This is a genomic window from Actinomadura viridis, assembly GCF_015751755.1.
Lineage (GTDB): Bacteria > Actinomycetota > Actinomycetes > Streptosporangiales > Streptosporangiaceae > Spirillospora > Spirillospora viridis.
Map to the genome: position 1 here is coordinate 1034792 of NZ_JADOUA010000001.1, position 22971 is coordinate 1057762.

Consider the following 22971-nt stretch of genomic DNA (forward strand, 5'->3'; position numbering starts at 1 on the left):
CCGGCCTCCCAGCGGCACCGATCCGGCGCCGGGTCGCGTCGATGGCGACCTCACCCTGATCGCGTTCGGCGGGCCGGGGCGTGAGAGGCTGCGCGCATGCCTTCCTCGACGCGTCCCGCCCGCGCGCTGGCGGCCTTCCTGGCGACGGCCGGGACCACCCACTTCCTCGCGCCCGAGCCGTACGACGCGATCATCCCCGCGTGGGTGCCCGGGAAGCCGCGCACCTGGACCCACCTCAGCGGCGTCGCCGAACTGGCCTGCGCCGCCGCCGTCGCCTGCCCCCGGACGCGGCGGGCCGGGGCGCTGGCCAGCGCCGCCCTGTTCGCGGCGGTCTTCCCCGGGAACGTCCAGATGGCCTACGACTGGCGGCACCGCCCGCTGCCGCAGCGCGCCGCCGCGTACGGCCGGCTGCCGCTGCAGGCCCCGCTGATCGCCTGGGCCCTGGCGGTCGCCCGGAAGGACGTCAGCGGACGGCGATGATCGCCGAACCGTGGCCGAACAGGCCCTGGTTCACCGCGATGCCCGCGCTTGCGCCCTCCACCTGGCGCCCCTCGGCCTGCCCGCGCAACTGCCAGGTCAGCTCGCACACCTGCGCGATCGCCTGCGCCGGGATCGCCTCGCCGAACGAGGCCAGCCCGCCCGAGGGGTTCACGGGGACGCGCCCGCCCAGCGCCGTCGCGCCGGAGCGCAGGAGCTCCTCCGCCCCGCCCGGCTCGCACAGGCCGATGTCCTCGTACCAGTCGAGTTCGAGCGCGGTGGACAGGTCGTAGACCTCGGCCAGCGACAGGTCCTCCGGCCCGATCCCGGCCTCCTCGTACGCGGCGCGGGCGATGGCCGGGCGGAAGGCCAGGTCCGGCGGCGCCGCGGCCAGCGCCGAGTCGGTCGCGAAGTCCGGCAGGTCCAGCACCGTCTTGGGGAACGTCGGCGTCACCGTCGACAGGCCCGGGATCCGCACCGGATCGCGGACGCCGCGGGCGCGCGCGAACTCCATCGACGACAGCACGAGCGCGGCCCCGCCGTCGCTGGTCGCGCAGATGTCCAGCAGCCGCAGCGGATCGGCGACCACGGCGGACGCGCGGACGTCCTCCGGCGACACCTCCTTGCGGTACCGCGCGTTGGGGTTGGCCAGCCCGTGCCGCGCGTTCTTGACCTTGACCGCGGCGAAGTCGTCCAGCGTCGCGCCGTGCACCGCCATCCGGCGCCGCGCGTAGAGGGCGAAGTAGATCGGGTTGGTCGCGCCCAGCAACCGGAACCGCAACCAGTCCGGGTCGTCGGGCCGGTCACCGCCCACCGGCTTGAAGAACCCCTTGGGCGCGGCGTCCGCGCCCACCACCAGCGCGACGTCGCACAGCCCCGCCAGGATCCGCGCGCGGGCCGCGTCGATGGCCTGCGCCCCGGACGCGCAGGCGGCGTAGCAGCTGGAGATCCGCGCCCCCGACCAGCCGAGCGCCTGCGCGAACGTCGCCCCGGCGATGAACCCCGGATACCCGTTGCGGATGGTGTCGGCGCCCGCCACGTACTGGACCTCCGGCCAGGCCAGCCCCGCGTCCGCCAGCGCGGCCCGCGCCGCCACCAGCCCGTACTCGACGAAGTCACGCCCCCACTTGCCCCACGGGTGCATCCCCGCACCGAGCACCGCGATGTCTCTTGTCATCGGCTCGCTCCGCTCGCGACGCGCAGCCTCTTTCGCGCGGCGGCTTCCCTCGTCGCTCCGGTCGCAGGCTCCCCGCGCTCCTCAGTCCAGCCCCCGCGCGGCTGCGCTCTTGTCATCGGCTCGCTCCGCTCGCGATGCCCTCTCCGGAGCGCGCGGGCCGCCACATCCAGACGGTGTACTCGGCCTCGTCGTCCTCGTAGAGGGTGCCCTCCGTCAGCTCGACCTCCATGCCGACCCGCAGGTCGTCCACGCCGATGCCCGGCACGACCTGGCCGAGCACGACCATCCGCTCGGTCTCCAGCTCGACGGCCGCGACCGTGTACGGGCGGAAGGGGTCGGGGGAGACGTAGGGGGGCGGGGGCTTGTAGCGCGAGTCGGCGTACGACCAGACCCGCCCGCGGTTGGAGAACGCGTACTCCTCCAGTTCCGAGCCGTCCCGCGGGCCGGTGCAGGCGGGGTTGCGGCAGGCCAGCCGGTTACGGGGGAAGTAGGGGGTGCCGCAGGACGTGCAGCGGGTGCCGAGCAGCCGGACGCCGTCGCCGGTGGCGAACCACCCCTCCACCGCCGGACGCCGTTCCTTCGTCGTGGTCAACGCCGCCTCCTCCAGGGGCCACCTTCTCCGCGCCGCAGCTTACCAACCAAGCGCCCGTTCAAATCAAGGGTGACGCCGGCGGCGACGGCGAGGGCGAGCAGGGCCAGGACGTAGGCGCCGGCCCCCGTCCAGTGGGCGCGCTCGTAGGCGACGCCGCCCGCCGAGCCGCCGATGCTGCTGCCGAGGTAGTAGGCGCACAGGTAGAGCGCGGACGCCTGCGCGCGGGCGGACGTGGCGCGCAGGCCCACCCAGCCGCCGGCCACCGCGTGGGCGGCGAAGAACGCGACGGTGAAGACCAGCAGGCCGGCGCCGATCAGGGGGAGGGAGGCGGGCAGGGTCAGGGCCAGCCCGGCCGCGGCCAGGAGCAGGGAGCCGATCAGCACGGGACGGGGGCCGGTCCGGTCGGCCAGCAGGCCCGCGCGCGCCGAGCCGAACGACCCGCCCAGGTACGTCACCGCGATCAGGCCCACCACCGCCTGCGGCAGGTGGAAGGGCGCCGCCAGCAGGCGGTAGGAGAGGAAGTTGTAGACGGTCACCATGCCCGCCATGAGCAGGAAGGCGATCAGGTAGAGGCGGCGCATCCCCGGGTCGGCGAGGTGGCCGAGCAGGGCGCGGTGGTCGATCCGGGCGGGGCGGAAGAACCGGGACGGCGGCAGCAGGGCGCAGAACAGCGCCGTGCATCCCAGCGCGAGGAGGGTGGTGGCGGCCAGGGCCCACCGCCAGCCCGCCAGGTCGATCAAGGTCCCGGGGATCACCCGCCCCAGAAGGCCACCGAGACCGGTCCCCGCGACGTACCGGCCCATCGCGCCGCCGAGCGAGGCGGGATGCACCTCGTCGGCCAGGTAGGCCATGGCCACCGCGGGCACCCCGGCCAGGGCCACGCCCTGGACGGCGCGCAGCGCCGCGAGCGCGGGGAAGGACGGGCACAGCGGCAGCAGGAGGCCGATCAGCGCCGCGGTCACCGAGGAGACGAGCATGATCCGGGTACGGCCGTACCGCTCGGACAGCGAGCTGACCGGGATGATCGCGATGGCCAGGGCACCGGTGGCCAGCGACACCAGCAGGCTCGCGCGGGCCGGGGAGACCTGGAAGCCGCGCGAGAGCTCCGGGAGCAGGGCCTGCGGGCAGTACAGGGCCATGAACGTGGCGAGCCCGGCCGCGAACAGCGCGAGATCCACCCTGCGCAGCCCGGGGGAGCCGAGCCGGTGCCGTCCGGCCGCCTCGATCGCGGGGACCGTCATGGTCTCCAGGGTCGCGAGCGGAGAGTGATGCGTCCAATGATGTTTCTCGCGGTAAACGATGACATGCGAGCATGAACGCATGGATCTCACGACGGTGCGGTGGTTCCTGGCGGTGGCCGAGCAGGGGCATGTGACCAACGCCGCGTCCGAACTGGGCCTGTCCCAGCCGGGGCTGTCCCGCGCGATCGCCCGGCTCGAACGCGACGTGGGCCTCCCGCTGTTCGACCGGCAGGGCCGCAACGTCCGGCTGAGCCGGTACGGGGAGGTCTTCGCCGGGCACGCCCGGCGCCTGGTCGCCGAGGAGGAGGCGGCGCGCCGGGCGCTGGCCCAGGCCGCCGATCCGGAGGGCGGCGAGGTCGCGCTGGCGTTCCTGCACACGCAGGGGGTCTGGCTGGTGCCCGACCTGCTGCGCCGGTTCCGGACGGAGCGTCCCCGCGTGCGGTTCCGGCTCGCCCAGGACCACGCCGACCGGCTGGAGGAGGCGGTGCGCACCGGCGCGGCGGACCTGGCGCTCACCAGCCCGCGGCCCCGGGACGAGGCGCTGGCCTGGGCGCCCATGGTCACCGAGCGGCTCCGGCTGGCCGTGCCCGCCGACCATCCGCTGGCGGCACGGTCCCGGCTGCGGCTGGGCGAGGCCGCCGGCGAGCCCTTCGTGGCGGTACGGCGCGGCGCCGGGGTGCGCGCCATCTTCGAGGAGCTGGCCGGGCGCGCGGGGTTCCGGCCGTCGGTCCTGTTCGAGGGGGACGAGCTGTCGACCATCCGCGGGCTGGTGGCGGCGGGCCTGGGCGTGGCGGTGGTGTCGCCCGCGCCGGAGGGGGAGGCCCTCGCCGGGATCGCCGAGATCCCGCTGACCGACCCCGGGGCGGAACGCACGATCGGCCTGGCCTGGCGGGCCGATCGGACCATGCCGCCCGCGGCGGAGGGATTCCGGCGGTTCACACTGGAACGGGCGGCCGCACTACGGCGCATCCCTCCTAACTGACTCGTCAGTCACTTCGCTACAGTGAAACCGAGCCTGATTCTGCGGGCCGGACACCGGCCGTCCGAAAGGAGTGCGCATGCGGACTGGACTTCAGGGGAAGACCGCACTGATCACGGGAGCCTCCCGGGGCATCGGGAAGGCGATCGCGACCGCGCTCGCCGCGGAGGGCGCCAACGTCGTGCTGTCCTCGCGCAGGCAGGAGGCGCTGGACGAGGCCGCCGCGGAGATCCGCGCGGCCCACCCGGAGGCCGGGGTGCTGGCCAAGGCGGCGCACGTGGGCGACCCCGAGGCGGCGGCGGCCTGCGTGGACGCGGCGGTGGCCGAGTTCGGCGGGGTGGACGTGCTGGTCAACAACGCCGGCACCAGCCCGTACTTCGGCCCGATGGTCGACATCGAGCCCGCCGCGGCGGAGAAGACCGTCCAGGTCAACCAGTTCGCCGTGGTGCTGTGGACCCAGCTGGCCTGGAAGCGGAGCATGAGCGAGCGGGGCGGCTCCGTCATCAACATCGCCTCGGTCGGCGGCATGATCACCGAGCACGGGATCGGCTACTACAACGCCACCAAGGCCGCGGTCATCCACCTCACCCGCCAGTTCGCCATGGAGCTGTCGCCCGGCGTACGGGTCAACTGCATCGCCCCCGGCCTGGTCAAGACCGCCCTCGCCCGCGCCCTGTGGGAGAACAACGAGGAGCAGATCAACAAGCACCTGCCGCTGGCCCGGATCGGCGAGCCCGAGGACATCGCGAGCGCGGCGGTGTTCCTGGCCGGCGACACCGCGTCCTGGATGACCGGGCAGACCATGGTGGTCGACGGCGGCGCGACCATCCGTCCCTCCATCGCCTGAGGAGCAGCACATGACCCGCTGGGGACTGACCATTCCGCTGACCGGGGTACCGCTGGCCGAGCACCGCGAGATCGTCGCCGCGCTCCCCGGCCTCGGCTACACCGACGCCTGGTCCGCCGAGAGCAACGGCACCGACGGCTTCACCCCGCTGGCGCTGGCCTCGCAGTGGGCGCCGGAGCTGCGCCTGGGGCCCGCGATCGTGCCGGTTTACACGCGCGGGCCCGCGCTGCTGGCCCAGCAGGCCGCCACCCTGGCCGACCTGGCCCCGGGCCGCTTCGTCCTGGGCATCGGCACCTCCTCCGACACGATCGTGGAACGCTGGAACGCCATCCCGTTCGAGGAGCCCTACAAGCGCACCCGCGACACGCTGCGCTTCCTGCGCCGCGCGCTGGCCGGGGAGAAGGTGACCGAGGAGTACGACACCTTCGCCGTCCGGGGGTTCAAGCTCGACGGGGCGCCCGCGGTCCCGCCGCCGATCGTGCTGGCGGCGCTGCGGCCGGGGATGCTGCGGCTGGCGGCCCGCGAGGCCGACGGCGCCATCACCAACTGGCTCGCCCCGGCCGACGTCCCCAAGGTCCGGGCCGAGCTGGGCGAGGAGCCCGAGCTGATCGCCCGGCTGTTCGTGTGCCCGACCGAGGACGCCGAGGAGGCCCGCTCGATCGGCCGCTGGATGATCGCCGCGTACCTGAACGTGCCGGTCTACCGGGCCTTCCACGAGTGGCTGGGCCGGGGCGAGGCGCTGCGCCCGATGAACGAGGCGTGGGCCGCGGGCGACCGCCGGAAGGCCCTGGAGGTCATCCCGGACGAGGTCGTCGACGACCTGATCGTGCACGGGTCGCCGGAGGCGTGCCGGGCCCGCCTCCGCGAGTACGTCGCCAACGGGCTCACCACCCCGGTGCTGGCGATCGTCCCCGGCGGGGGCATGCCGGTCGCCGAGGCGGTCCGCGCGCTCGCGCCCGGCGCCTGACCGGCCTCCCAAGACGGGCACGGAACGAGGTTTACCGGCACGGGGCTCGGGGAGGGTGGGGCGAACAGGTCTGTGACCTGCCCTGGCATGAAACCGAGACATGAGGAGCCGAGAGTGCTCACCTTGACCAGCGGCGCCGTCCAGGTGATCCGTACCGTGACGGCCAACCCCGAAATGCCGCCCGAGACCGGCATCCGGATCGAGTCCGGGATCGACGGCTCGGACGCGCTGCGGCTCTCGGTCGCTCCGGCCCCCGAGGCCGGCGACCAGGTCGTGGAGACCGAGGGGGCCCGGGTCTACCTGGAGCCGGACGTCGCGCAGCTGCTCGATGACAAGACCTTGGACGCGCAGGTCGACCAGCAGGGCGACGTCGCGTTCACCATCGCCGAGGGACCGGAGGAGCCCGGAGGATCCGCGGCGGGCTGAACCGGCCCGCCGCCGGCGCCCCGCCGTCCGCGGCCGTTCCTGGTCTCACCCGCTCGACCAGGACCGTCCGGACGGCGGCGCCGTTCCGGGGCGCCGTTCCGCGCGGCCGGCGCCCCGGGACGCCACGCCCTCGGCCCGAACCCTGACGCCTCGCCCGACGCCCGACGTCCGGCGCCGTCGGCCCGACGCTCTCAGTCCGCGAACGACGGATGCGGACCGAGGGCCCAGTACTCGAACAGCCCGTGCCCGGTGCCCGGAACGGGAGGACCGTCCCCCGTGGCGCCGGCCCCGTCCAGATACTCGTAGCGGGCGACGGCGTCGACCATGCCCCACATGCGGGCCGCGTCGTCCGGCCTGCGCAGGTCGTAGGCGACGCCCTCCACCTTCGGCTCCGGTCCGTGGTACATGCCGTGCTTCCACCCGGGCTCCAGGCCGTACCCGGTCCCGACCATCATGTGGACGGGCAGGAGCGGGGTCGCCTCGACGGCGAAGGCCCGGCCCCCGGGCGGGCGGAACTCGATGGTCGCCGACGCCACCTCGCGGGTGCCGCCGACATAGGCGGGGTGGTACTCGGGACGGCCCAGGTACTCGGGCTCGCGCGAGGGGTCGGGCCACACCCGTACGGCCTCCTCCAGCAGGCGGCGGCCCTTCTCGTCCTCCTGGAGGATGCAGAAGATCGAGTGGTCCTCGAACTGCATCGGCGCGTAGAGCCAGTAGAAGGTCCCCGCGTCCCTGGCCTGGATGCCGGGCGGCTCGGGTTCCCCGACCGGCCGGACGCCCCAGGACCGGTCCCGCGACCCCCACCACCGGCCTGGACTGATCTCGATCCGCTCCCCGTCCGCCTCGATCCAGCCCGTCCACCGGCCGGTCTGCGCGAGCCGCCGCGAGTCGAACAGGACCCGTTCCTGCCGCCGCAGGTAGTGCGGCGGCTCCAGGTGCGCCGGGACGGCCCCCTCCCAGGACAGGTCGAACGCCAGGCCGTGCGGGTTCTCCTCCAGCACCACCCGCAGCCGCCGGAGACCTTCGACGACCTCGACCCGGAACGGTCCGACCGAGGTGTCCATCCGGTCCGCGCCCAGCTCCCGCGACGCCCGGACCACCCGGTGCGCGGGGCCGCGCCGCAGCAGGGCGAACGCGTCCGCCACGCCCAGGTTCGGATACTGGCCCACCCCGATGATCATCATCAGCTCGCCGGAGCGGCCGTGCACGTTGAAGTAGTACCGGTCGTAGAAGTTGCGGTCGGAGGTGGTGACGTGGCGCATGACCTCCGGTGCCTGGTGGACGGGGTAGTCGTCGAGCGGTGAGAGCGTCACGGGTCCCCTCCGAGGATCCTGTCCAGCAGCCGGGTGCAGGTGTTGGCGTACGGGAAGTCGGCGTCGGGCTCGATCCAGCCGAAATCGATCATCGCCTGCCCGATCCGGGCCATGATGACGGCGAACTTGAAGCCCGAGAGCACCTCGTAGTACTCCAGGTGGCGCAGCGGCCGGCCGAGCAGCTCCTCGTACCGCCCGGTGGTCTCGGCGTGCGAGGGGAAGCCGGGCAGGCGGGGCGCGCCGACGCCCTCGGAGTGGTGCCGGTCCAGGTACAGGAACCACGCCAGGTCCTCCTCCGGGGCGCCCAGCACGGCGGTCTCCCAGTCCAGCGCCGCGACGGGCGCGCCGTCCCGGAAGACGACGTTGCCGATCCGGGCGTCGCCCCACAGCAGCGCGGGCGGGCCGGGCTCGTCCGGGCGGTTGGCCTCCAGCCAGGCCAGGGCCCTCAGCGCGGTCTCCTGCGGGCCGTCGTACGCCCAGCGCAGGTAGTGCCGGTAGTAGGCGAGCCGCTGCCCCAGCCCCGGGGCGGCGCCCCATTCGGGCTGGTCGAGGAAGCCCAGGTCCAGGGCCACCGGGTCGAGCCGGTGGACGCGGGCCAGGATCTCCAGCGCGGACCACCACATCGCCGCGCGCTCCTCCGGCGGGACGCGGGTGACCCAGCCGTCGGTGTGGTACGGGGGCATGTCGGTCGGGACGCGGCCCTCGGCGTGGCCCATCACGAAGAACGGCGCGCCCAGCGGCTCGGGGGACGGCTCGTACCACAGGATGGGCGGGACGGGGACGTCGGTGCGCTCGTCGAGGATCCGCATCAGGCGGTACTGCTCCTCGAACCGCGCGTCGGGGAAGATCCGGTAGCGGACCGGCGCGACCCGGGCCACGAACGTCCGGTGCCGCTCGCGCCCGCCCGGACCGTCCCAGGCCGCCTCGAAGATCAGTGTCTCGTTGGAGAAGCCGCTGGTGGACGGGGTGTCCAGGGTCAGGATCCGGGCACCGGGCAGGCGCTCGCCCAGCCACCCGGCCAGGCTCCGCAGGGTGACCTCGGGATCGCGTTGGTCGGGAACGGGCATCGCCGCCTCCTCTGTGCCGCCGGGTGGGGGGTGGGGTGGGCGGTCCCGGGACACGAAAGTGAAACGTGTTCTACCAACGCGCCCGGCGCCGGTCAATGGCCCCGCGCGATCCCTTCCCGTACGGCCCGGGCGGCCGGAGGGGAACGGCGTGAAAGGATCGGAGCATGCGTCTCACCAAACTCGGACACGCCTGCGTGCGGCTCCAGAAGGACGACCGGACCCTGGTCATCGACCCTGGGGCGTTCACTCCCGAGAGCGACGCCCTCGCCGGCGCCGACGCCGTCCTGATCACCCATGAGCACTTCGACCACTTCGATCCCGACCGGCTCCGCAAGGCCATGGCCGAGAACCCGGCGCTGGAGGTGTGGACCTCCCGGGTCGTCGCCGAGAACCTCGCCGACCTCGGCGGCCGGGTCCACCAGGTCGGGCACGGGGACGCGGTGACGATCGCCGGCTTCGACGTGCACGTGTACGGGGAGGACCACGAGATCCTGCACCCGGACGTCCCGCCGATCCCCAACACCGGCTTCCTGGTGGACGGCGAGGTGTTCCACCCCGGCGACGCCCTGACCGTTCCGGACGAGCCGGTCCGCACCCTGTGCCTGCCCGGCAACGCGCCCTGGATGAAGGTCCCGGAGCTGTTCCTCTACACCCGCGAGGTGCGGCCGGAGCGCGCGTTCGTCATCCACGACGGGCTGCTGAACGACAACGGCCTGGCCGTGATGGAGACCGCCGTCGGCAACGCGGGCAAGCAGCTCGGCAAGGAGTTCCGCCGCCTGAAGCCGGGCGAGTCGGTCGACCTGGGCGACGCGTGACCGCCCGTCCCGGCGCCGGCGAGCCGATCGGCGCCGTCTTCTTCGACATCGGCGAGACCCTCGTCAACGAGGGCGAGATCTACGGCCGGTGGGCCGACTGGCTCGGCGTGCCGCGCCACACGTTCCTCACCAAGCTGGGCGCGGTGCTGGCCACCGGCGGCACCCACATGGACATGCTGGAGTACTTCCGGCCGGGCTTCGACCTGGAGGTGGAGGAGAAGAAGCGGGCCGCCGCGGGCGTGCCGAACGGCTTCGGCCCCGCCGACCTCTACCCCGACGCGCGGGACTGCCTGGCCGGGCTGCGCGCCCAGGGGGTCTTCGTCGGCGTCGCGGGCAACCAGCCGGTGGAGGCCGCCGAGCAGTTCGCCGCGCTGGGCCTGGAGGCCGACGTGGTCGGGATCTCCGACGTGTGGGGCGTCCAGAAACCCGACCCGGAGTTCTTTGCCCGCTGCGCCGCCCTGGCGGGCGAGCCGCCCGGCCGGATCCTGTACGTGGGCGACCGCATCGACAACGACGTGCGCCCCGGCCTGGCCTTCGGGATGCGGACGGCCTTCCTGCGACGCGGCCCCTGGGGCGTCATCCTGCGGGACGACGAGGCCCTGGGCCGCTGCACGTTCGTGCTGGACGACCTGGCCGGGCTCCCCGGCATGGTCGCCGCCCACAACGCGGGCTGACGCCGCCCGGCCCTTCCCCTAGGGGTGTTCCCCTACGTCGCAGGTAGGGCCGCAAGACCGCTCGCGCGAGGGATTCGCTTCGCGCGCCCGGTTCCTAGCGTTGTCTACGTGTCCGCATACCGCGGATGCGCATCGAACGACAGGAATCGGGGAGAGAAACGCCATGAACGGGATCTACCGACCGCGCGACGGACGCGTCATCGCCGGGGTCTGCGCGGGGCTGGCCCGGCGGTTCGGGATGACGCCCTGGACCGTCCGGCTGCTGGCGCTGCTGTCCTGCCTCCTGCCCGGCCCGCAGTTCGTGGCCTACATCGTGCTGTGGGTCATGCTGCCCAACGAGCGCCACATGGCCAGGACGTACTGAAGACGTACCGAAACGGCGTCCCCGCGGAGAGCGACGCCACTTAATTGATCATCGGTTTACCTTCGGGGGGCGGTCCGCACGGTGTTAGATCGTGGCACGGACCGCCGAGAACCTGGGAGGAAGCCGCAGTGCCTGACGAGGGCCCCGCGCCCGGACCCGGCGTCGACGCCGCCGCGGCGCGGCGGCTGCTGGGCTACCTGCGCGAGCTGGCCCGCGCCCGGCGGGCGCCGGCGCGGGACATCGCCGCCCACGACCAGGTGCACTGGCTGGCCGACCTGCCGGGCGAGGTCTACGTCGAGACCGAGGCCGGTCCGGGCGAGGTGCTGTTCAGCATCCCGTTCATCCCGATCTCACCGCCCGGGGTGCTGGAGGAGTTCGACGGCTGGCTGGCGATGCGCCACTGGTACCGGGCGCTGCGCGACCTGGCCGAGCGCCCGGCCGCCGAGGGCGGCGAGGCGGTCCTGGCCACCGGCCTGCTCGCCTGGCGGCCCCCGCGCGGCCCGGCGGTGCGCGGCCATCTGCTCTCCACCCCCGTCCGGATCGCGCTCGACCGGCGCTCCGGACGGGTGGACGTGGTCGTCGCGGGTCCCGCCGTCCCGCGCGACCGGGACCTGCTCGCCGGGGTGCCCGGCCTCCGCGCCGACGGCGCCGGCCCGGTACGGGACGCGGCGCGGGCCGGGCGGGCGACCGGCCTGACCGCCTCCGCCGCGGGCGTCCTGCGCGAGTGGTGCGCGGCGGCCACCGGGGAACGGGACGAGCCGGTGGCCTTCCAGGAGGACTGGGCCCCGGCCGATCTCGACGCCCCCCTCCCGCAGGCCCCCCGGATGCGCCTCGCGCCCGCGCTGGTGGTGTGCCCGCCGGGCCAGGCCGCCCTGGTCGGCCACTACGACACGCTGCTCGCGCGCCTGGGCGACGGCCCGGTGCCGGCCGGCCTCGCCGCGTTCCTCACGCCGGGCGGCCGATCCCCGCTGCTGAACAGGCCCGACGCCACCCCCGAGGCCATCGCCGACATGCTCGCCGGGATGCTCGCCCAGGGGCGCCGGGTGCTGGTCGCCGTGCCGGACGGTGCCGCCGCGCTGCGGCTGCGCGCCGCCCTCCCGGACGGGATCGCCGGGCTGTGCGCGGCCGTCACCGACCCGGCCCCGCCCCCCGACGCCGCCCCGCCCGCGGCGCCCGCGGGGCACGCCATGCCGGCCGCCCCCGGACGGCGCCGGTCCGTCCCCGACCAGGGCCCGGCCGCGCCCGACCGGATCGCCGCGGCACTGCTCGCGCACGCCGCCGGGTACGAGCCGTACCGGCACCGCGACCAGGTGGCCGAACTGGCCGAACGCGAGGCGGCCCTGCGGACGGCCGTCGCCGGGCTCGCCGAGCGGGCGCGGACCATGACCGCGACCGAGGCCGGCACCTGCGATCTGGGCGGCGGCTACCGCGGCGAGCCGGCCGCCCTCGACCGGAGGCTGCGCACCGAGTCCGCCGACCACGGCTGGCTCCCGCCGCGGCGCGACCTGCCCGAGACCGCCCCGCTCTCCGCCGCCGAGGCCGCCGAACTGATCCGGCTGCTGGCCGAGGAGACCCCGGAACGGCGGGCCAGGACCGCCCAGCGGGACGTCGATCCGGCCGCCCTGCCCAGCCCCCCGTACGTCCGGACGCTGATCGAGGCCGAGGCGACCGCGGTCGCCCGCGCGCGGCGTTCGGAGACCGAGACGTCCCGGCGGCTGCGGGCCTGCGACGTCCAGCTGCTCGCCCGGCTCGACGCCCGCGCGGGCACCGTGAACGCCGCGCTGCGCGAACTCGGCCTGGAGGGCCACCCCGGCGGCTGGGACTCCGCCGACCACGTCGTCCGCGCCTTCAGCGACGCCCTCGGCCGGCGCCGGCCGGGTGTCTGGGCCAAGGTCGCGGAGAAGAGCCCCCAGGCCGAATGGGCGGAACGGGCCCTGCGCTCCCTCGCCGGGCACCGGGTCGAGCTGCCGCCGGACGCGCCGGACCCGCGGCGGATGGCGGGCGCCGCGCAGCAGCTGGGCCGGCACCTCTCCGACGGCGGGACGCTCAAGCGGGGCCCGCTCCGCTCCTCCACGCAGCGCCAGGCCGAACCCCTGCTGGAGGGCGTGACGGTCGACGGCGGGCCCCCGGTGACCCCGGAGCGGCTCCACGTCCTCTTCACCCATCTCATGGTGCGCGTCGCCTGCGAGGATCTGCAGCGGGCGTGGGAGGCGGCGGGCGTCTCGTTCCCGGCCGACGTGCCGCTGGAGTCCCGGGTCGCCCGTTTCTGCGGCGCGCACCGCCGCCTCGCCCGGATCCGCGCCGCGTTCCCCGCCGTGGAGGAGACCGCCGAACTGCTCGTCCGCACGAGGCTGGGCATCCCGCTGACCCATCCCGTCCAGTGGCACGGCTACACCACGGCCCTGGAGAGCGCGCTGCTCGGCCTCGGCGTGAACCGTGCCACCGCCGACCTCACGGCGCTGCGCGACTCGATCGGCGCGGCGGGCGGGGACGACGCGGAGCCGCCGCCGGAACTGATCGCCGCCCTGGCCGCGATCGACGCCCGGGACGTCGGCGACTACGGCCGCTGCCTGCTGGGGCTGGCCGAGGCGCGGCACGAGAGGGGCCTGCAGGCGCGGTGCGACCGGCTGCTCGGCCGGGTGCGCGCCGCGCATCCCGAGCTGGCCGGGCTGATGGCCGCGACGGCCCGGGACCGTGCCTGGGCCGGGCGCCTGGAACGGTGGGACGAAGCGTGGGCCTGGGCGCGGGCCGCCGCCCGCATCGCCGACGTGCCGCGTTCGGCCGCCGAGACCGGCCTGCGCGCCGACCTGGAGGAGGCCGGGGAACGCCTGCGCCAGGTGAGCGGCCGGCTGGCCGCGGCCCAGGCGTGGGGGATGTGCCTGGACCGGATCGACCGGGCGGCCACCGAGCCCGCCGACATCGTCCCGGCGTGGATCGTGCCGCTGTGGCGCGTCCCCGACGTCCTGCCGCCCCGGCCCGGCGCGTTCGACGCCGTGATCGTCCACGGCGAGCACGGCGCGGGCGCGGAGGCGCTGTTCCTGCTGTGGACGGCGCCCCGGATGGTCCTGGCCGGCCGGTCCGGGCCGGACCTGCCCGTCCCGCCGGGGGCGGACCGGGAGAACCCGGAGGCGATCTCCGGAACGTTCCCGCCCGCCGGGCTGGAGGCGGTCACGCCCACGGCCCCGCTGTTCCGGATCCTGCGGGAGCGATTCGATCCGGATCGCCCCGCCACGCCCGCATCGGCGCCCGCCCCCGATCCCGGCCCCGTCCCCGTGGAGCCCGCGCCTGCCGCGGAACCCGCGGCGGCGGTGGAACGCGTGGAGCCCGTGGAACCCGTGGAGCCCGTGCGGGCCGTGGAGCCTGTGCCCGCAATGGAGTCCACGCGGGCCGAGGAGCCCGTGGCGGCCGAGGAGCCCGTGCGGGCCGAGGAGCCCGCGGCGGCGGGGGCGCAGGCGGGACGTTCCATCGCCACCTACAAGCGCGAGGAGCTGATCGATCTGGTGGCCCGGCTCGCCGTCCGCGAGCCCGACCTCGACGACGACCGGCTCGTCGAGGTGGCGGGCCGCCTGCTGGGCTGCCCGGCCGACGAGGAACTCCTGGTGGGGGCGCGCCTCCGGTTCGCGGTCGAGCACTACCGGGAGTCCCTGGTGGACTGACCCGGCGCGGTTCAGTCCTCGATCTCCACCCCGTACCGGCGGGCGAGGCCGTCGAGGCCGAAGTCGTAACCCTGCCCGATCGCGCGCAGCCGCCAGGACGGGCCGCGCCGGTAGATCTCGGCGAGCAGCAGCGTGCGCTCGGTCGTGGCCGCGTCCAGCGTCGCCTGCGCCAGCGGGCGCGCGTGCCGGCCCGGCCCGGCGGTGATCTCGACCGCGCCCAGATCGCCGAACGTCGCCGCGCCGTCGATCGCCGCCGCGACCAGCACCCGGTGGACGGTGCCGGGCAGGGCCGCCGGATCGATGGTGACGGCCTGCTCGGCGGGCCCGTCCACCGACAGCGCGACGGCGCCGTCCGGGGTCTCCGGCGCCCCGTAGAACACGAAGTCCTCGTCGGAGGTCACCTGCTCGTCCCGGTCGACGGCGAAGGCGACGACGTCGACCTCGCAGGCCGCGTGCTGGGCCCATGACGCCGCGACCGACCACCGCGTCCCGGCCTCCGCGGGCAGGTCCAGCACCGCGCCGCGGGCCAGCACGAACGGGTCCGGAGGCCGTTCGCGGACCGGCCGCGGGACGGGCGCGCCGAGCCAGCCGCCCTCGTGCACGGGCAGCTCCAGCGCCCGGACCCGCTCCAGGCGCCGGTCGGCCTCGCCGCCCGCGAGCACCACCACGTCGGTCACGCTCGCCGAGAGGTTCACCGCGGCGGCCCCGCCCAGCTCGACCACCCGGCCGCGGGCGCCGGCCGCCTGCCGGTGGCTGCCGCCGAGCACCAGCACCCGCCGCCCCTCCAGCGGGCCCCGGCGCCGTCCCGCGGGCGCGGCGGGCGCGGCCGGCGGCGCGGACGGCGGTGGCGCGGGCACAGCCGTTGCGGGCACGGGCGGTGCGAGGGGCGCGGAAGGCTCGTGCGGCACGCCGGGACGGACGTCGCCGAGCAGCCGCAGGAAGGCGCGCTCGCCGATGATCGGCACGCCCTCCGCCCGGGCCCTGCGCGCCTTCGCCGACGGCGCCGCCGGGTCGTTGGCGATCAGCGCGCTGGTGTAGCGGCCGACCGAGGTCGTCATGTCGAGCCCCGCGGCCAGCGCGCGGGCCACCAGTTCCTCGCGGGGGAGCGCGGTGCCGCCGGTGACCGCGATCTTCATGCCCTGCACGAGCGGGCCGCCGTCCGCCAGCCGCCCGGGGCTGCGGAAGGCGCAGCGGGCCCTGGGGATCCGCGGTGGGTGCCCGCCCTCCCGGCCGCCGGGCGGGCAGGCCACCAGGGGCAGCGGCACCCCCAGCCGGTCGGCGGCGGCCAGCGAGCCGCGCAGCACCCCGGCGAGCACCCGGACGTCGTCCAGCGCGTCATGGGCGCGGTGCCGCGCGATGCCGTAGTGCTCGGCCAGGGTGCCCAGCCGCAGGTCGGCGATCGGCGGCGACAGCCGCCGGTTGAGCGCCAGCGTGCACAGCCGCCGCCGGACCGGCAGGACGAGCCCGGCGCGGGCGAACTCGCGGGCCAGGAACCCGTAGTCGAACGGCGCGTTGTGGGCGACCATCACCCGGTCCCGCAGCAGCGCGGCGATCCGGTCGCCGACCTCCTCGAACCGCGGCGCGCCCCGGAGCCGTTCGGCGGTCAGGCCGTGGACGTGCACCGGCCCGGGGTCGCAGCCCGGATCGAGCAGCGTGGCGAACTCCTCGCCGCGGGCGCCGCCGGAGCCGGCCGTCACGACCGCGATCGACAGGACCCGGTGCTCGTGCGTCCGCAGACCCGAGGTCTCGACGTCGACGAGCGCCCATTCTGCGGCGTGATCGGGCGACTGCATGCGGTCAGGTTAACGGCGGGTGAACGGAAGGAGAACGACTTCGCCGAAGTGCCCGCTTCCGGACACGCGCCGGCCCCCGGCCCGCACGGCCGGCGGATCGGTTCGGAGATATCAGTGGGCGTGTGCCGCCCGGAACGGCATGATCTCCGCTATGCGGACAGAAGAGATCGTCGCGGTCTGGCGGACCGTGATCCTGGGCGACGAGAAGTCGTGGGTGATGTTCCGGAACGGCACCTGCGTCATCCTGATGGAGCCGGAGGAGGACCTGGCCGCGCAGGCGACCGAGATCCTGCGGGAGTACGGGCCCGCGCTGGGCGGCACGCCGTCCGGCGACTTCGGGGTCATCGACCTCGACGACGCCCCGGGCTGGGTGGTGTACGGCCATCACTCCGACGTGCTCACCTACGTGGCTCCCGAGGAGGTCGAGGAGGACGCCGACGACGTGAAGATCGGGCTGCTCGGCCGGTCCAGGCGCGCCCTCGACGGGGAGGAACTCGACGTCGTCCATGTCGAGGACAAGCGTCCCGCCGCCTGAGCGGTTCGCGTGACCGGGCCCCAGGTGTCACCCGCCTTCTGTATATAGAGACGTGTGGCCGAATGGGACGAGGACGCGCGGGCGCTGCTGCGCGCCGCCGCGTACCGGCGGGACGGGGACGCCGGGCTCGCCGTCCTCGCGGACCGGCCGCTGGGCCCGGTCCTGCAGTACGCCGGTGACGTCCTGGCCGCGGCGGCCGCACAGGGCCTGCCGGGCGCGGAGGCTCCGGCCCGCAAGTGCGTGGAGGAGCTGGACGGGCGGGGCGGGCCCGGTGACGCGGAGCTGGCGGCCGAGCTGACCGCGGCGCTGGAGGGGACGCGGGCACCGCTCGCCGAGGTGCCCGTCGACCTGGGGGAGCTGGGGACGGCGCTGGACCGCGACCCGGCGGAGGGCGTCCAGGTCCTCGACCTGTGGCGGGGGGAGATCGGCGAACCCGGCCCCGAGTTCGCCCCGGACGCCCCCGGTCACGACCCGGCCCGTTGGCTGGCCTTCTGGCCGGCCGGTCCGGCCGGCGGCGGGGGCGCCCCGGCGGACGGCTCGGCGGACGGTTCCTGGGCTCGGGAGGAACGGCAGCGCGGCCGGGCCCGGGCGTGGCTGGCCGCGCACGGCCTCCGCCCCGGGCCCCGCCCGTTCCTGTGAACGGCGGGGACCGGTGGGCGCCGGGAGCCGGTGAGCGTCAGGAGCCCGGGCGCACCAGCGGGAACGGCACGGTCTCCCGGATGCTGCGGCCGGTGAGCGTGATCAGCAGCCGGTCGATGCCCATCCCCATGCCGCCGGCCGGGGGCATGGCGTACTCCAGCGCGCGCAGGAAGTCCTCGTCCAGCTCCATCGCCTCCGGGTCACCGCCCGCCGCCTGGAGCGACTGCTCGGTGAGCCGCCGCCGCTGCAGGATGGGATCGATCAGCTCGGAGTAGGCGGTGCCCAGCTCCAGCCCGAAGACGATGAGGTCCCACTTCTCCGCCAGCCGCGGATCCTTGCGGTGCGGGCGGGTGAGCGGCGAGGTCTCCGCCGGGTAGTCGCGGACGAACGTGGGCGCCTTGAGGTCCTCCTCCACCAGCGCCTCGAACAGCTCCTGGACGAGCCGGCCCTGCCCCCACCCCGGATCGACGTTGAGCCGGGCCCGCTCGGCGAGCGCCTGGACGGCGGTCAGCGGGGTGTCGGGGGTCACCTCCTCGCCCAGCGCCTCCGACACCGCCCCGTACACGGTGATCTCCTGCCAGGGCGCGGCCAGGTCGTACTCCACCCCGTCCCGGACCACCACGGTGCCGCCGAGCGCCGCCTCGGCCGCGGCGACCACGAGTTCGCGGGTGAGCGTGGCCATCGTGTCGTAGTTGCCGTACGGCTCGTAGGCCTCCAGCATCGTGAACTCGGGGTTGTGCTTGGGGGAGACCCCTTCGTTGCGGAAGTTGCGGTTGAGCTCGAAGACCTTGCCCACCCCGCCGACCAGCAGCCGCTTGAGGTAGAGCTCCGGGGCGATCCGCAGGTAGAGCTGCATGTTGTAGGCGTTCATGCGGGTGGTGAACGGGCGGGCGGTGGCGCCGCCGTGGATCGGCTGGAGCATCGGCGTCTCGACCTCCAGGTAGCCCCGTTCGCGCAGCCCGTCGCGGACGGCCGCGACCGCGTCGCCGCGCATCCGGAGCATCCGCCGCGCCTCGTCGTTGACGATGTAGTCGACGTAGCGCTGCCGCACCCGGGCCTCGGGGTCGGCGAGCCCGGTGCGCTTGTTGGGCAGCGGGCGCAGGCACTTGGCGGTCAGCTTCCAGGACTCGGCCAGCACCGACAGCTCCCCGGTCCGGGACGTCGCGACCTCGCCGGTCACCCCGACCAGGTCGCCGAGGTCGACCAGCGACTTCCAGGAGCGCAGCGAGTCGGTGCCGAGGGCGTCGGAGGTCAGCATGACCTGCAGGTCGCCGGTCTCGTCCCGCAGCGTCACGAAGATCAGGCGGCCGTGCTCGCGGGCCAGCACCACCCGGCCGGCGACGGCCACCCCGGTGCCCGTGAGGGTGTCGGGTGCCAGGCCGCCGAACCGTTCGCGGATCCCCGCCGCGAAGTCGGTGCGCTCGAAACCGAGCGGGTAGGGGTCCATCCCGGCGTCGCGGATCCGCTCCAGCTTGGCGTGCCGGACCCGTTCCTGCTCCGACAGCCGCCGCTGGGGGGCGCGGGCCGCCTCCGCCGCCGCCTCGATCTCCTGGATCTCGGCGACGAGGTCGAGGGACGGCGCCATGCGGGCGGCGCGGTCGAGCCTGGGCCGGCTGAGGCTCGGCAGGAACCCCTCGGCCTTGGCGTACGCCAGGCCGAGGCGGACCAGGTCGCGGTTGTGCATGTAGCAGATGAAGCGGGGCCGCCAGTGGGGGTTGTACTTGGCGTTGGCCAGGTACAGCGACTCCAGCTGCCAGAACCGCGACGCGAACGACAGCAGGTGGTAGTAGAGACGCGCCACCGGGCCCGCGCCGATCTGCGAGCCGCGTTCGAACGCCGCGCGCAGCATCGCGAAGTTCAGCGAGAGGTGCTGTACCCCCAGCGACGCGGCCTTCTCGGCGAGCTTGGCGACCATGAACTCGTTCAGCCCGTTCTCGGCCGCGCGGTCGCGCCGCATCAGGTCCAGGGACAGCCCGGAGCGCCCCCAGGGGACGAAGCTGAGCAGTCCGCGCAGCTCGCCCTCGGCATCGAACGCCTCGACCATCACGCAGCGGCCGTCGGTGGGGTCGCCGAGCCGGCCCAGCGCCATGGAGAACCCGCGTTCGGTCTGCTCGCCGCGCCAGGCGTCCGCGCTGCGGATCAGCTTGGCCATCTCCCAGGCGGCGATCTGCGAGTGCCGGCGGATCCGCACCGTGTAGCCGGCCCGCTCGACCCGCCGTACGGCCTGCCGGACCTGCCGCATCTCCCGCCCGTCCAGGTTGAACTCGGACAGGTCGATGATCGCCTCGTCGCCCAGCTCCAGGGCGTCGAACCCGTGCCGCCGGTAGATGCGGGCGGCGCGCTCGCCGACGCTCACCGCGCCGGGGATCCACGCGTGCGCGTGGCACTCGCCCAGCCACGCCTCGATCGCCTGGTCCCACGACTCCGGGTCGCCCAGCGGATCGCCGCTGGCCAGGGAGACCGAACCCTCTACCCGGTACGCTATGGCCGCCTTACCGCTGGGTGCGGTGATCACGTCCTTGTCCCGGCGCAGCGCGAAGTAGCCGAGGGAGTCCTGGTCGCCGTACTCGGCCAGCAGGGTGCGCGCCGCGATCTCCTCGTCGGCCTCCAGCACCGCGTCGCGCCGGCCGGGCCGGAACATCGCCCAGAACGTGACGGTGAGCATCCCGGCGCCCAGCACGCCGATGCTGACGTCGACCCAGCCGGGCACGCTCACGTCGATCGGCTCGCCGGTGATGCCCGAGCCCACCACCGTCTGCAGCGCCACGTACACCGGATGGGTCCAGAGCGCGCCCTCGGGGTTCCGGTCGGTCAGCGTGACCAGCAGCGTCCCGATCCCGCCGATCAGCACGACCATGCTGGTGAAGACGATCGCCGCCAGCCGCCGGTTGGCGCGGTCGGGCAGCGTGGTGAACTGCCCGCGGGCCGCTATCAGCAGGCCCAGCACCGCCACGAACACGGCCGTGGTGATGCACTCGCCGATCGGCGTGGGCTCGGTCGGATCGAGGATCAGCGTGATCAGCAGCAGCGTCGAGGTGGTCGAGTACAGGCCGAACAGCAGCACCAGGATCCGCCAGGCGGCCTTCTTGCGCCGCCGTACGCCCATCGACAGCAGGATCAGCAGCAGCCCGAACGGCACGCTGGCGGTGAACCCCAGGTAGTAGATCCAGCGGAGCGCCCAGATGTCGGCGACCCGGATGATGAGGTCGGAGGACAGCCAGGCCAGGATCGACAGGATCCCGGAGAGCCGGGTGTACCAGAAGAAGATCGTCGGCACCGACTCGATCAGGCCGTGCCAGGCGTCGGCCGGGCCGGGGCGGTGGTGCTCGGCCGCGGCCGTCCCCGCCGCCTCGCGGTCGGGCGCCGGCTTCTTAGCTGTACCGGGTGTCACGTTCGTCCACGCTTCTGTCGCTCATCTGTCGCTCACTGCACGCCGCCCGGCCGCCAACCTCCGCGACACGGCGGACGTCGTACGGGTAGGGGACACGGCCACAGGGTGGATGATGCTGTACCGGGGATACCCCGCTTTGAAGTCGGTCCAAGATTGTCAGCAAAAGTCGATATGGTCGCGGATATGCCAAATGAGACCACCGGGGAGCGGTTGCTCGCCCACCGTTACCGACTGGTTCACCAAGTCGGGCGCGGCGGCATGGGTACGGTCTGGCAGGCTCACGATGAGGTCCTCGGTCGTGACGTAGCGGTGAAAGAGGTCATCCTCCCGCATGGTCTCACCGATGAGGAACGCTCCGTCCACCACAAACGCACCTTCCGCGAGGCGAGGACCGCCGCGCGGCTCGGTCATCCGGGCGTCGTCACCGTGTACGACGTGGTCGAGGAGGACGACCGCCCCTGGATCATCATGGAGCTGATCCAGGCCCGCTCGCTGGACCAGGTGATCAAGGAGGAGGGCCCGCTGGAGCCGAGGCGGGCCGCCGAGATCGGCCGCCAGATGCTCGCCGCCCTGCACGCCGCCCACGAGGCGGGCGTGCTGCACCGCGACGTCAAGCCGAGCAACGTCCTGGTGACCCGTGGCGACCGGGCGGTCCTCACCGACTTCGGCATCGCCACGGCCGCGGGCGACGCGACCCTCACCCAGACCGGCCTGGTAATGGGCTCTCCCGCGTACATCGCGCCCGAACGGGCCCGTGGCCGTACCGCGGGACCGGCCTCCGACCTGTGGTCGCTGGGCGTGACCCTCTACGCGATGACGCATGGCAAGTCGCCATTCGAACGATCCGAGCCGATGGCCGCGCTGGTCGCGGTCATCTCCGAGGACCCCGATCCGCCCGACCGGGCCGGAAGGCTCGCTCCGGTGATCCGGGGCCTGCTGCGCAAGGACCCCGACCGCCGGATGGACGCCATCGAGGCGGGTGCCCTGCTCGACGGCATCGTCAGGCAGGAATCCTTCGACACCCAGCGTACTCTCGCCGTCGAGGTCCCGATGGAGGAGCTGCTGGACGACCCCGCCGCCGGGGAGGCACCGCCGCCCTCGGGCACGCGGCCGGTCGCGGAGGCGGACGAGGCCCGTTCCGCGTCGCCCTCCCCGGACGTCCCGCCGGCCTCCCGGGACGGCCGCGGCGAGGCCCTGGACGACGGCCGCGGCGCCCCGTCCCCGGCGGGCGAGGAGCCGGGCGGCGCGATGTCCTGGCGCCCCGGCCCGCCCACCGAGCCCGCGGGCAGCCCCACCACCGCCGGTCCCGGCCGCCCCGGCCCCGCCGCGCGCGGCGACAACCGCAACGCCCTGGTCATCGGCGCGATCATCCTGGTCGCGCTGCTGGTCACCGTCGGGATCGTGCTGGCCAAGAACGGCGGTGACGAGAACGCCGGGACGCGCGGGAGCCGCGGCCCCAGCGGCACGCCGAAGACCGGAACCTCCTCGCCGCCTCCCTCTCCGGCCGGTTCGTCCCCCCGGGCGAGCGTGAGCCCGAGTTCCGGGGTCCCGGCCGGCTTCCGCGTCCACAAGGACAGGACCGGCTTCTCCATCGCGATCCCCAAGGACTGGAAGGGGCCGCAGAAGCGGTCGTCCTCCCCGTCCAGCGTGTTCTTCGAGCCGCCCGGCGGCGAGGGCTACATCCAGGTCGACCAGACCTCCGACCCCAACGCCAGCGCCCTGGAGGACTGGGAGAACTACGAGCCGACGGCCCGCGGCCGGTTCAGCGGCTACGAGAAGATCAAGATCGCGCCGGTGCGGGAGGGCGAGCCGGTCAGCGACCCCTCGGGCAAGAAGGCGGCCGACTGGGAGTGGACGTACGACGGCCGTTCGGGCCGGCTGCACGCGCTCAACCGCGGGTTCGTCATGAACGGCACCGGCTACGCGATCGTGCTGGTCGCGCCGCACGACGGCTGGGACCGGACGTTCGCCGAGATGGCCCCCGTCTACGAGTTCTTCGAGGCCGCGGACTGAGGCTC

Annotated in this window: 19 protein-coding genes; 12 read left to right on the forward strand and 7 right to left on the reverse strand. The window is 74.6% G+C overall.

Annotated features, from left to right (window positions below):
• Window positions 1-96 precede the first annotated feature (96 nt).
• Window positions 97-480 (forward strand): DoxX family protein, encoded by a 384-nt coding sequence (locus IW256_RS04520; protein WP_197009739.1) that lies wholly within the window; start codon window positions 97-99, stop codon window positions 478-480.
• Here the strand turns inward: IW256_RS04520 and IW256_RS04525 are convergent.
• The 3 genes from IW256_RS04525 to IW256_RS04535 all read right to left on the reverse strand — a co-directional run bounded on the left by IW256_RS04525 (window position 464) and on the right by IW256_RS04535 (window position 3487).
• Window positions 464-1654, reverse strand: a complete 1191-nt coding sequence (locus IW256_RS04525) for a lipid-transfer protein (RefSeq protein ID WP_197009740.1) — start codon at window positions 1652-1654, stop codon at window positions 464-466. The two genes, IW256_RS04520 and IW256_RS04525, sit on opposite strands and share 17 nt — an antisense overlap.
• Before the next feature lie 112 nt (window positions 1655-1766).
• A complete protein-coding gene (locus IW256_RS04530) occupies window positions 1767-2246 on the reverse strand; it encodes a Zn-ribbon domain-containing OB-fold protein (protein ID WP_231403657.1) in 480 nt (159 codons plus the stop codon).
• Window positions 2243-3487 carry an MFS transporter gene (locus tag IW256_RS04535; RefSeq protein ID WP_197009741.1) on the reverse strand — a complete coding sequence of 415 codons (1245 nt, stop codon included), beginning with the start codon at window positions 3485-3487 and terminating at the stop codon, window positions 2243-2245. The genes IW256_RS04530 and IW256_RS04535 overlap by 4 nt, the downstream gene beginning before the upstream one ends.
• A gap of 79 nt (window positions 3488-3566) precedes the next feature.
• On the opposite strand from IW256_RS04535, the gene IW256_RS04540 reads away from it, so the two are divergent.
• From IW256_RS04540 to IW256_RS04555, 4 genes are all read left to right on the forward strand, one after another.
• Window positions 3567-4469, forward strand: a complete 903-nt coding sequence (locus IW256_RS04540; RefSeq protein ID WP_197009742.1) for a LysR family transcriptional regulator — start codon at window positions 3567-3569, stop codon at window positions 4467-4469.
• A 76-nt stretch (window positions 4470-4545) separates the two neighbouring features.
• Entirely contained in the window at window positions 4546-5313 is a 768-nt protein-coding gene (locus IW256_RS04545; RefSeq protein ID WP_197009743.1) for an SDR family oxidoreductase, read from the forward strand.
• A 10-nt stretch (window positions 5314-5323) separates the two neighbouring features.
• Entirely contained in the window at window positions 5324-6280 is a 957-nt protein-coding gene (locus IW256_RS04550; protein WP_197009744.1) for an LLM class F420-dependent oxidoreductase, read from the forward strand.
• 114 nt (window positions 6281-6394) lie between these two features.
• The gene (locus tag IW256_RS04555) at window positions 6395-6706 is read left to right on the forward strand and encodes a Fe-S cluster assembly protein HesB (RefSeq protein ID WP_197009745.1); all 312 of its coding nucleotides are present in this window, start codon (window positions 6395-6397) and stop codon (window positions 6704-6706) included.
• 191 nt (window positions 6707-6897) lie between these two features.
• On the opposite strand, the gene IW256_RS04560 is transcribed toward IW256_RS04555, so the two are convergent.
• Both IW256_RS04560 and IW256_RS04565 read right to left on the reverse strand, forming a co-directional pair.
• Window positions 6898-8019 carry an Rv3169 family protein gene (locus IW256_RS04560; RefSeq protein ID WP_197009746.1) on the reverse strand — a complete coding sequence of 374 codons (1122 nt, stop codon included), beginning with the start codon at window positions 8017-8019 and terminating at the stop codon, window positions 6898-6900.
• Window positions 8016-9086 (reverse strand): phosphotransferase family protein, encoded by a 1071-nt coding sequence (locus IW256_RS04565; protein WP_197009747.1) that lies wholly within the window; start codon window positions 9084-9086, stop codon window positions 8016-8018. Before IW256_RS04565 ends, IW256_RS04560 begins: the two co-directional genes overlap by 4 nt.
• A gap of 164 nt (window positions 9087-9250) precedes the next feature.
• Here IW256_RS04565 and IW256_RS04570 point away from each other — a divergent pair, with 164 nt between their 5' ends.
• From IW256_RS04570 to IW256_RS04585, 4 genes are all read left to right on the forward strand, one after another.
• Window positions 9251-9901 (forward strand): MBL fold metallo-hydrolase, encoded by a 651-nt coding sequence (locus tag IW256_RS04570; RefSeq protein ID WP_197009748.1) that lies wholly within the window; start codon window positions 9251-9253, stop codon window positions 9899-9901.
• Entirely contained in the window at window positions 9898-10575 is a 678-nt protein-coding gene (locus IW256_RS04575; protein WP_197009749.1) for an HAD family hydrolase, read from the forward strand. Before IW256_RS04570 ends, IW256_RS04575 begins: the two co-directional genes overlap by 4 nt.
• Before the next feature lie 163 nt (window positions 10576-10738).
• Complete coding sequence (locus IW256_RS04580) at window positions 10739-10939, forward strand: PspC domain-containing protein (RefSeq protein ID WP_197009750.1); 201 nt, start codon at window positions 10739-10741, stop codon at window positions 10937-10939.
• Window positions 10940-11067: 128 nt separating this feature from the next.
• Window positions 11068-14595, forward strand: a complete 3528-nt coding sequence (locus tag IW256_RS04585) for a hypothetical protein (protein ID WP_197009751.1) — start codon at window positions 11068-11070, stop codon at window positions 14593-14595.
• A gap of 11 nt (window positions 14596-14606) precedes the next feature.
• Here IW256_RS04585 and IW256_RS04590 read toward each other — a convergent pair whose 3' ends face one another.
• Entirely contained in the window at window positions 14607-16388 is a 1782-nt protein-coding gene (locus IW256_RS04590; RefSeq protein ID WP_197009752.1) for a TerD family protein, read from the reverse strand.
• 151 nt (window positions 16389-16539) lie between these two features.
• On the opposite strand from IW256_RS04590, the gene IW256_RS04595 reads away from it, so the two are divergent.
• Together IW256_RS04595 and IW256_RS04600 are read left to right on the forward strand one after the other, a co-directional pair.
• On the forward strand, window positions 16540-16923 hold the full coding sequence (locus IW256_RS04595) for a hypothetical protein (RefSeq protein WP_197009753.1): 384 nt from the start codon (window positions 16540-16542) through the stop codon (window positions 16921-16923).
• Between the two features lie 54 nt (window positions 16924-16977).
• Window positions 16978-17562: a hypothetical protein gene (locus IW256_RS04600; RefSeq protein WP_197009754.1), complete on the forward strand. Its 585-nt coding sequence runs from the start codon at window positions 16978-16980 to the stop codon at window positions 17560-17562.
• 37 nt (window positions 17563-17599) lie between these two features.
• On the opposite strand, the gene lysX is transcribed toward IW256_RS04600, so the two are convergent.
• The gene (lysX, locus tag IW256_RS04605; protein ID WP_197016099.1) at window positions 17600-20851 is read right to left on the reverse strand and encodes a bifunctional lysylphosphatidylglycerol synthetase/lysine--tRNA ligase LysX; all 3252 of its coding nucleotides are present in this window, start codon (window positions 20849-20851) and stop codon (window positions 17600-17602) included.
• Between the two features lie 360 nt (window positions 20852-21211).
• Here lysX and IW256_RS04610 point away from each other — a divergent pair, with 360 nt between their 5' ends.
• The gene (locus tag IW256_RS04610; protein WP_231403658.1) at window positions 21212-22966 is read left to right on the forward strand and encodes a serine/threonine-protein kinase; all 1755 of its coding nucleotides are present in this window, start codon (window positions 21212-21214) and stop codon (window positions 22964-22966) included.
• The last annotated feature ends 5 nt before the right edge of the window (window positions 22967-22971 follow it).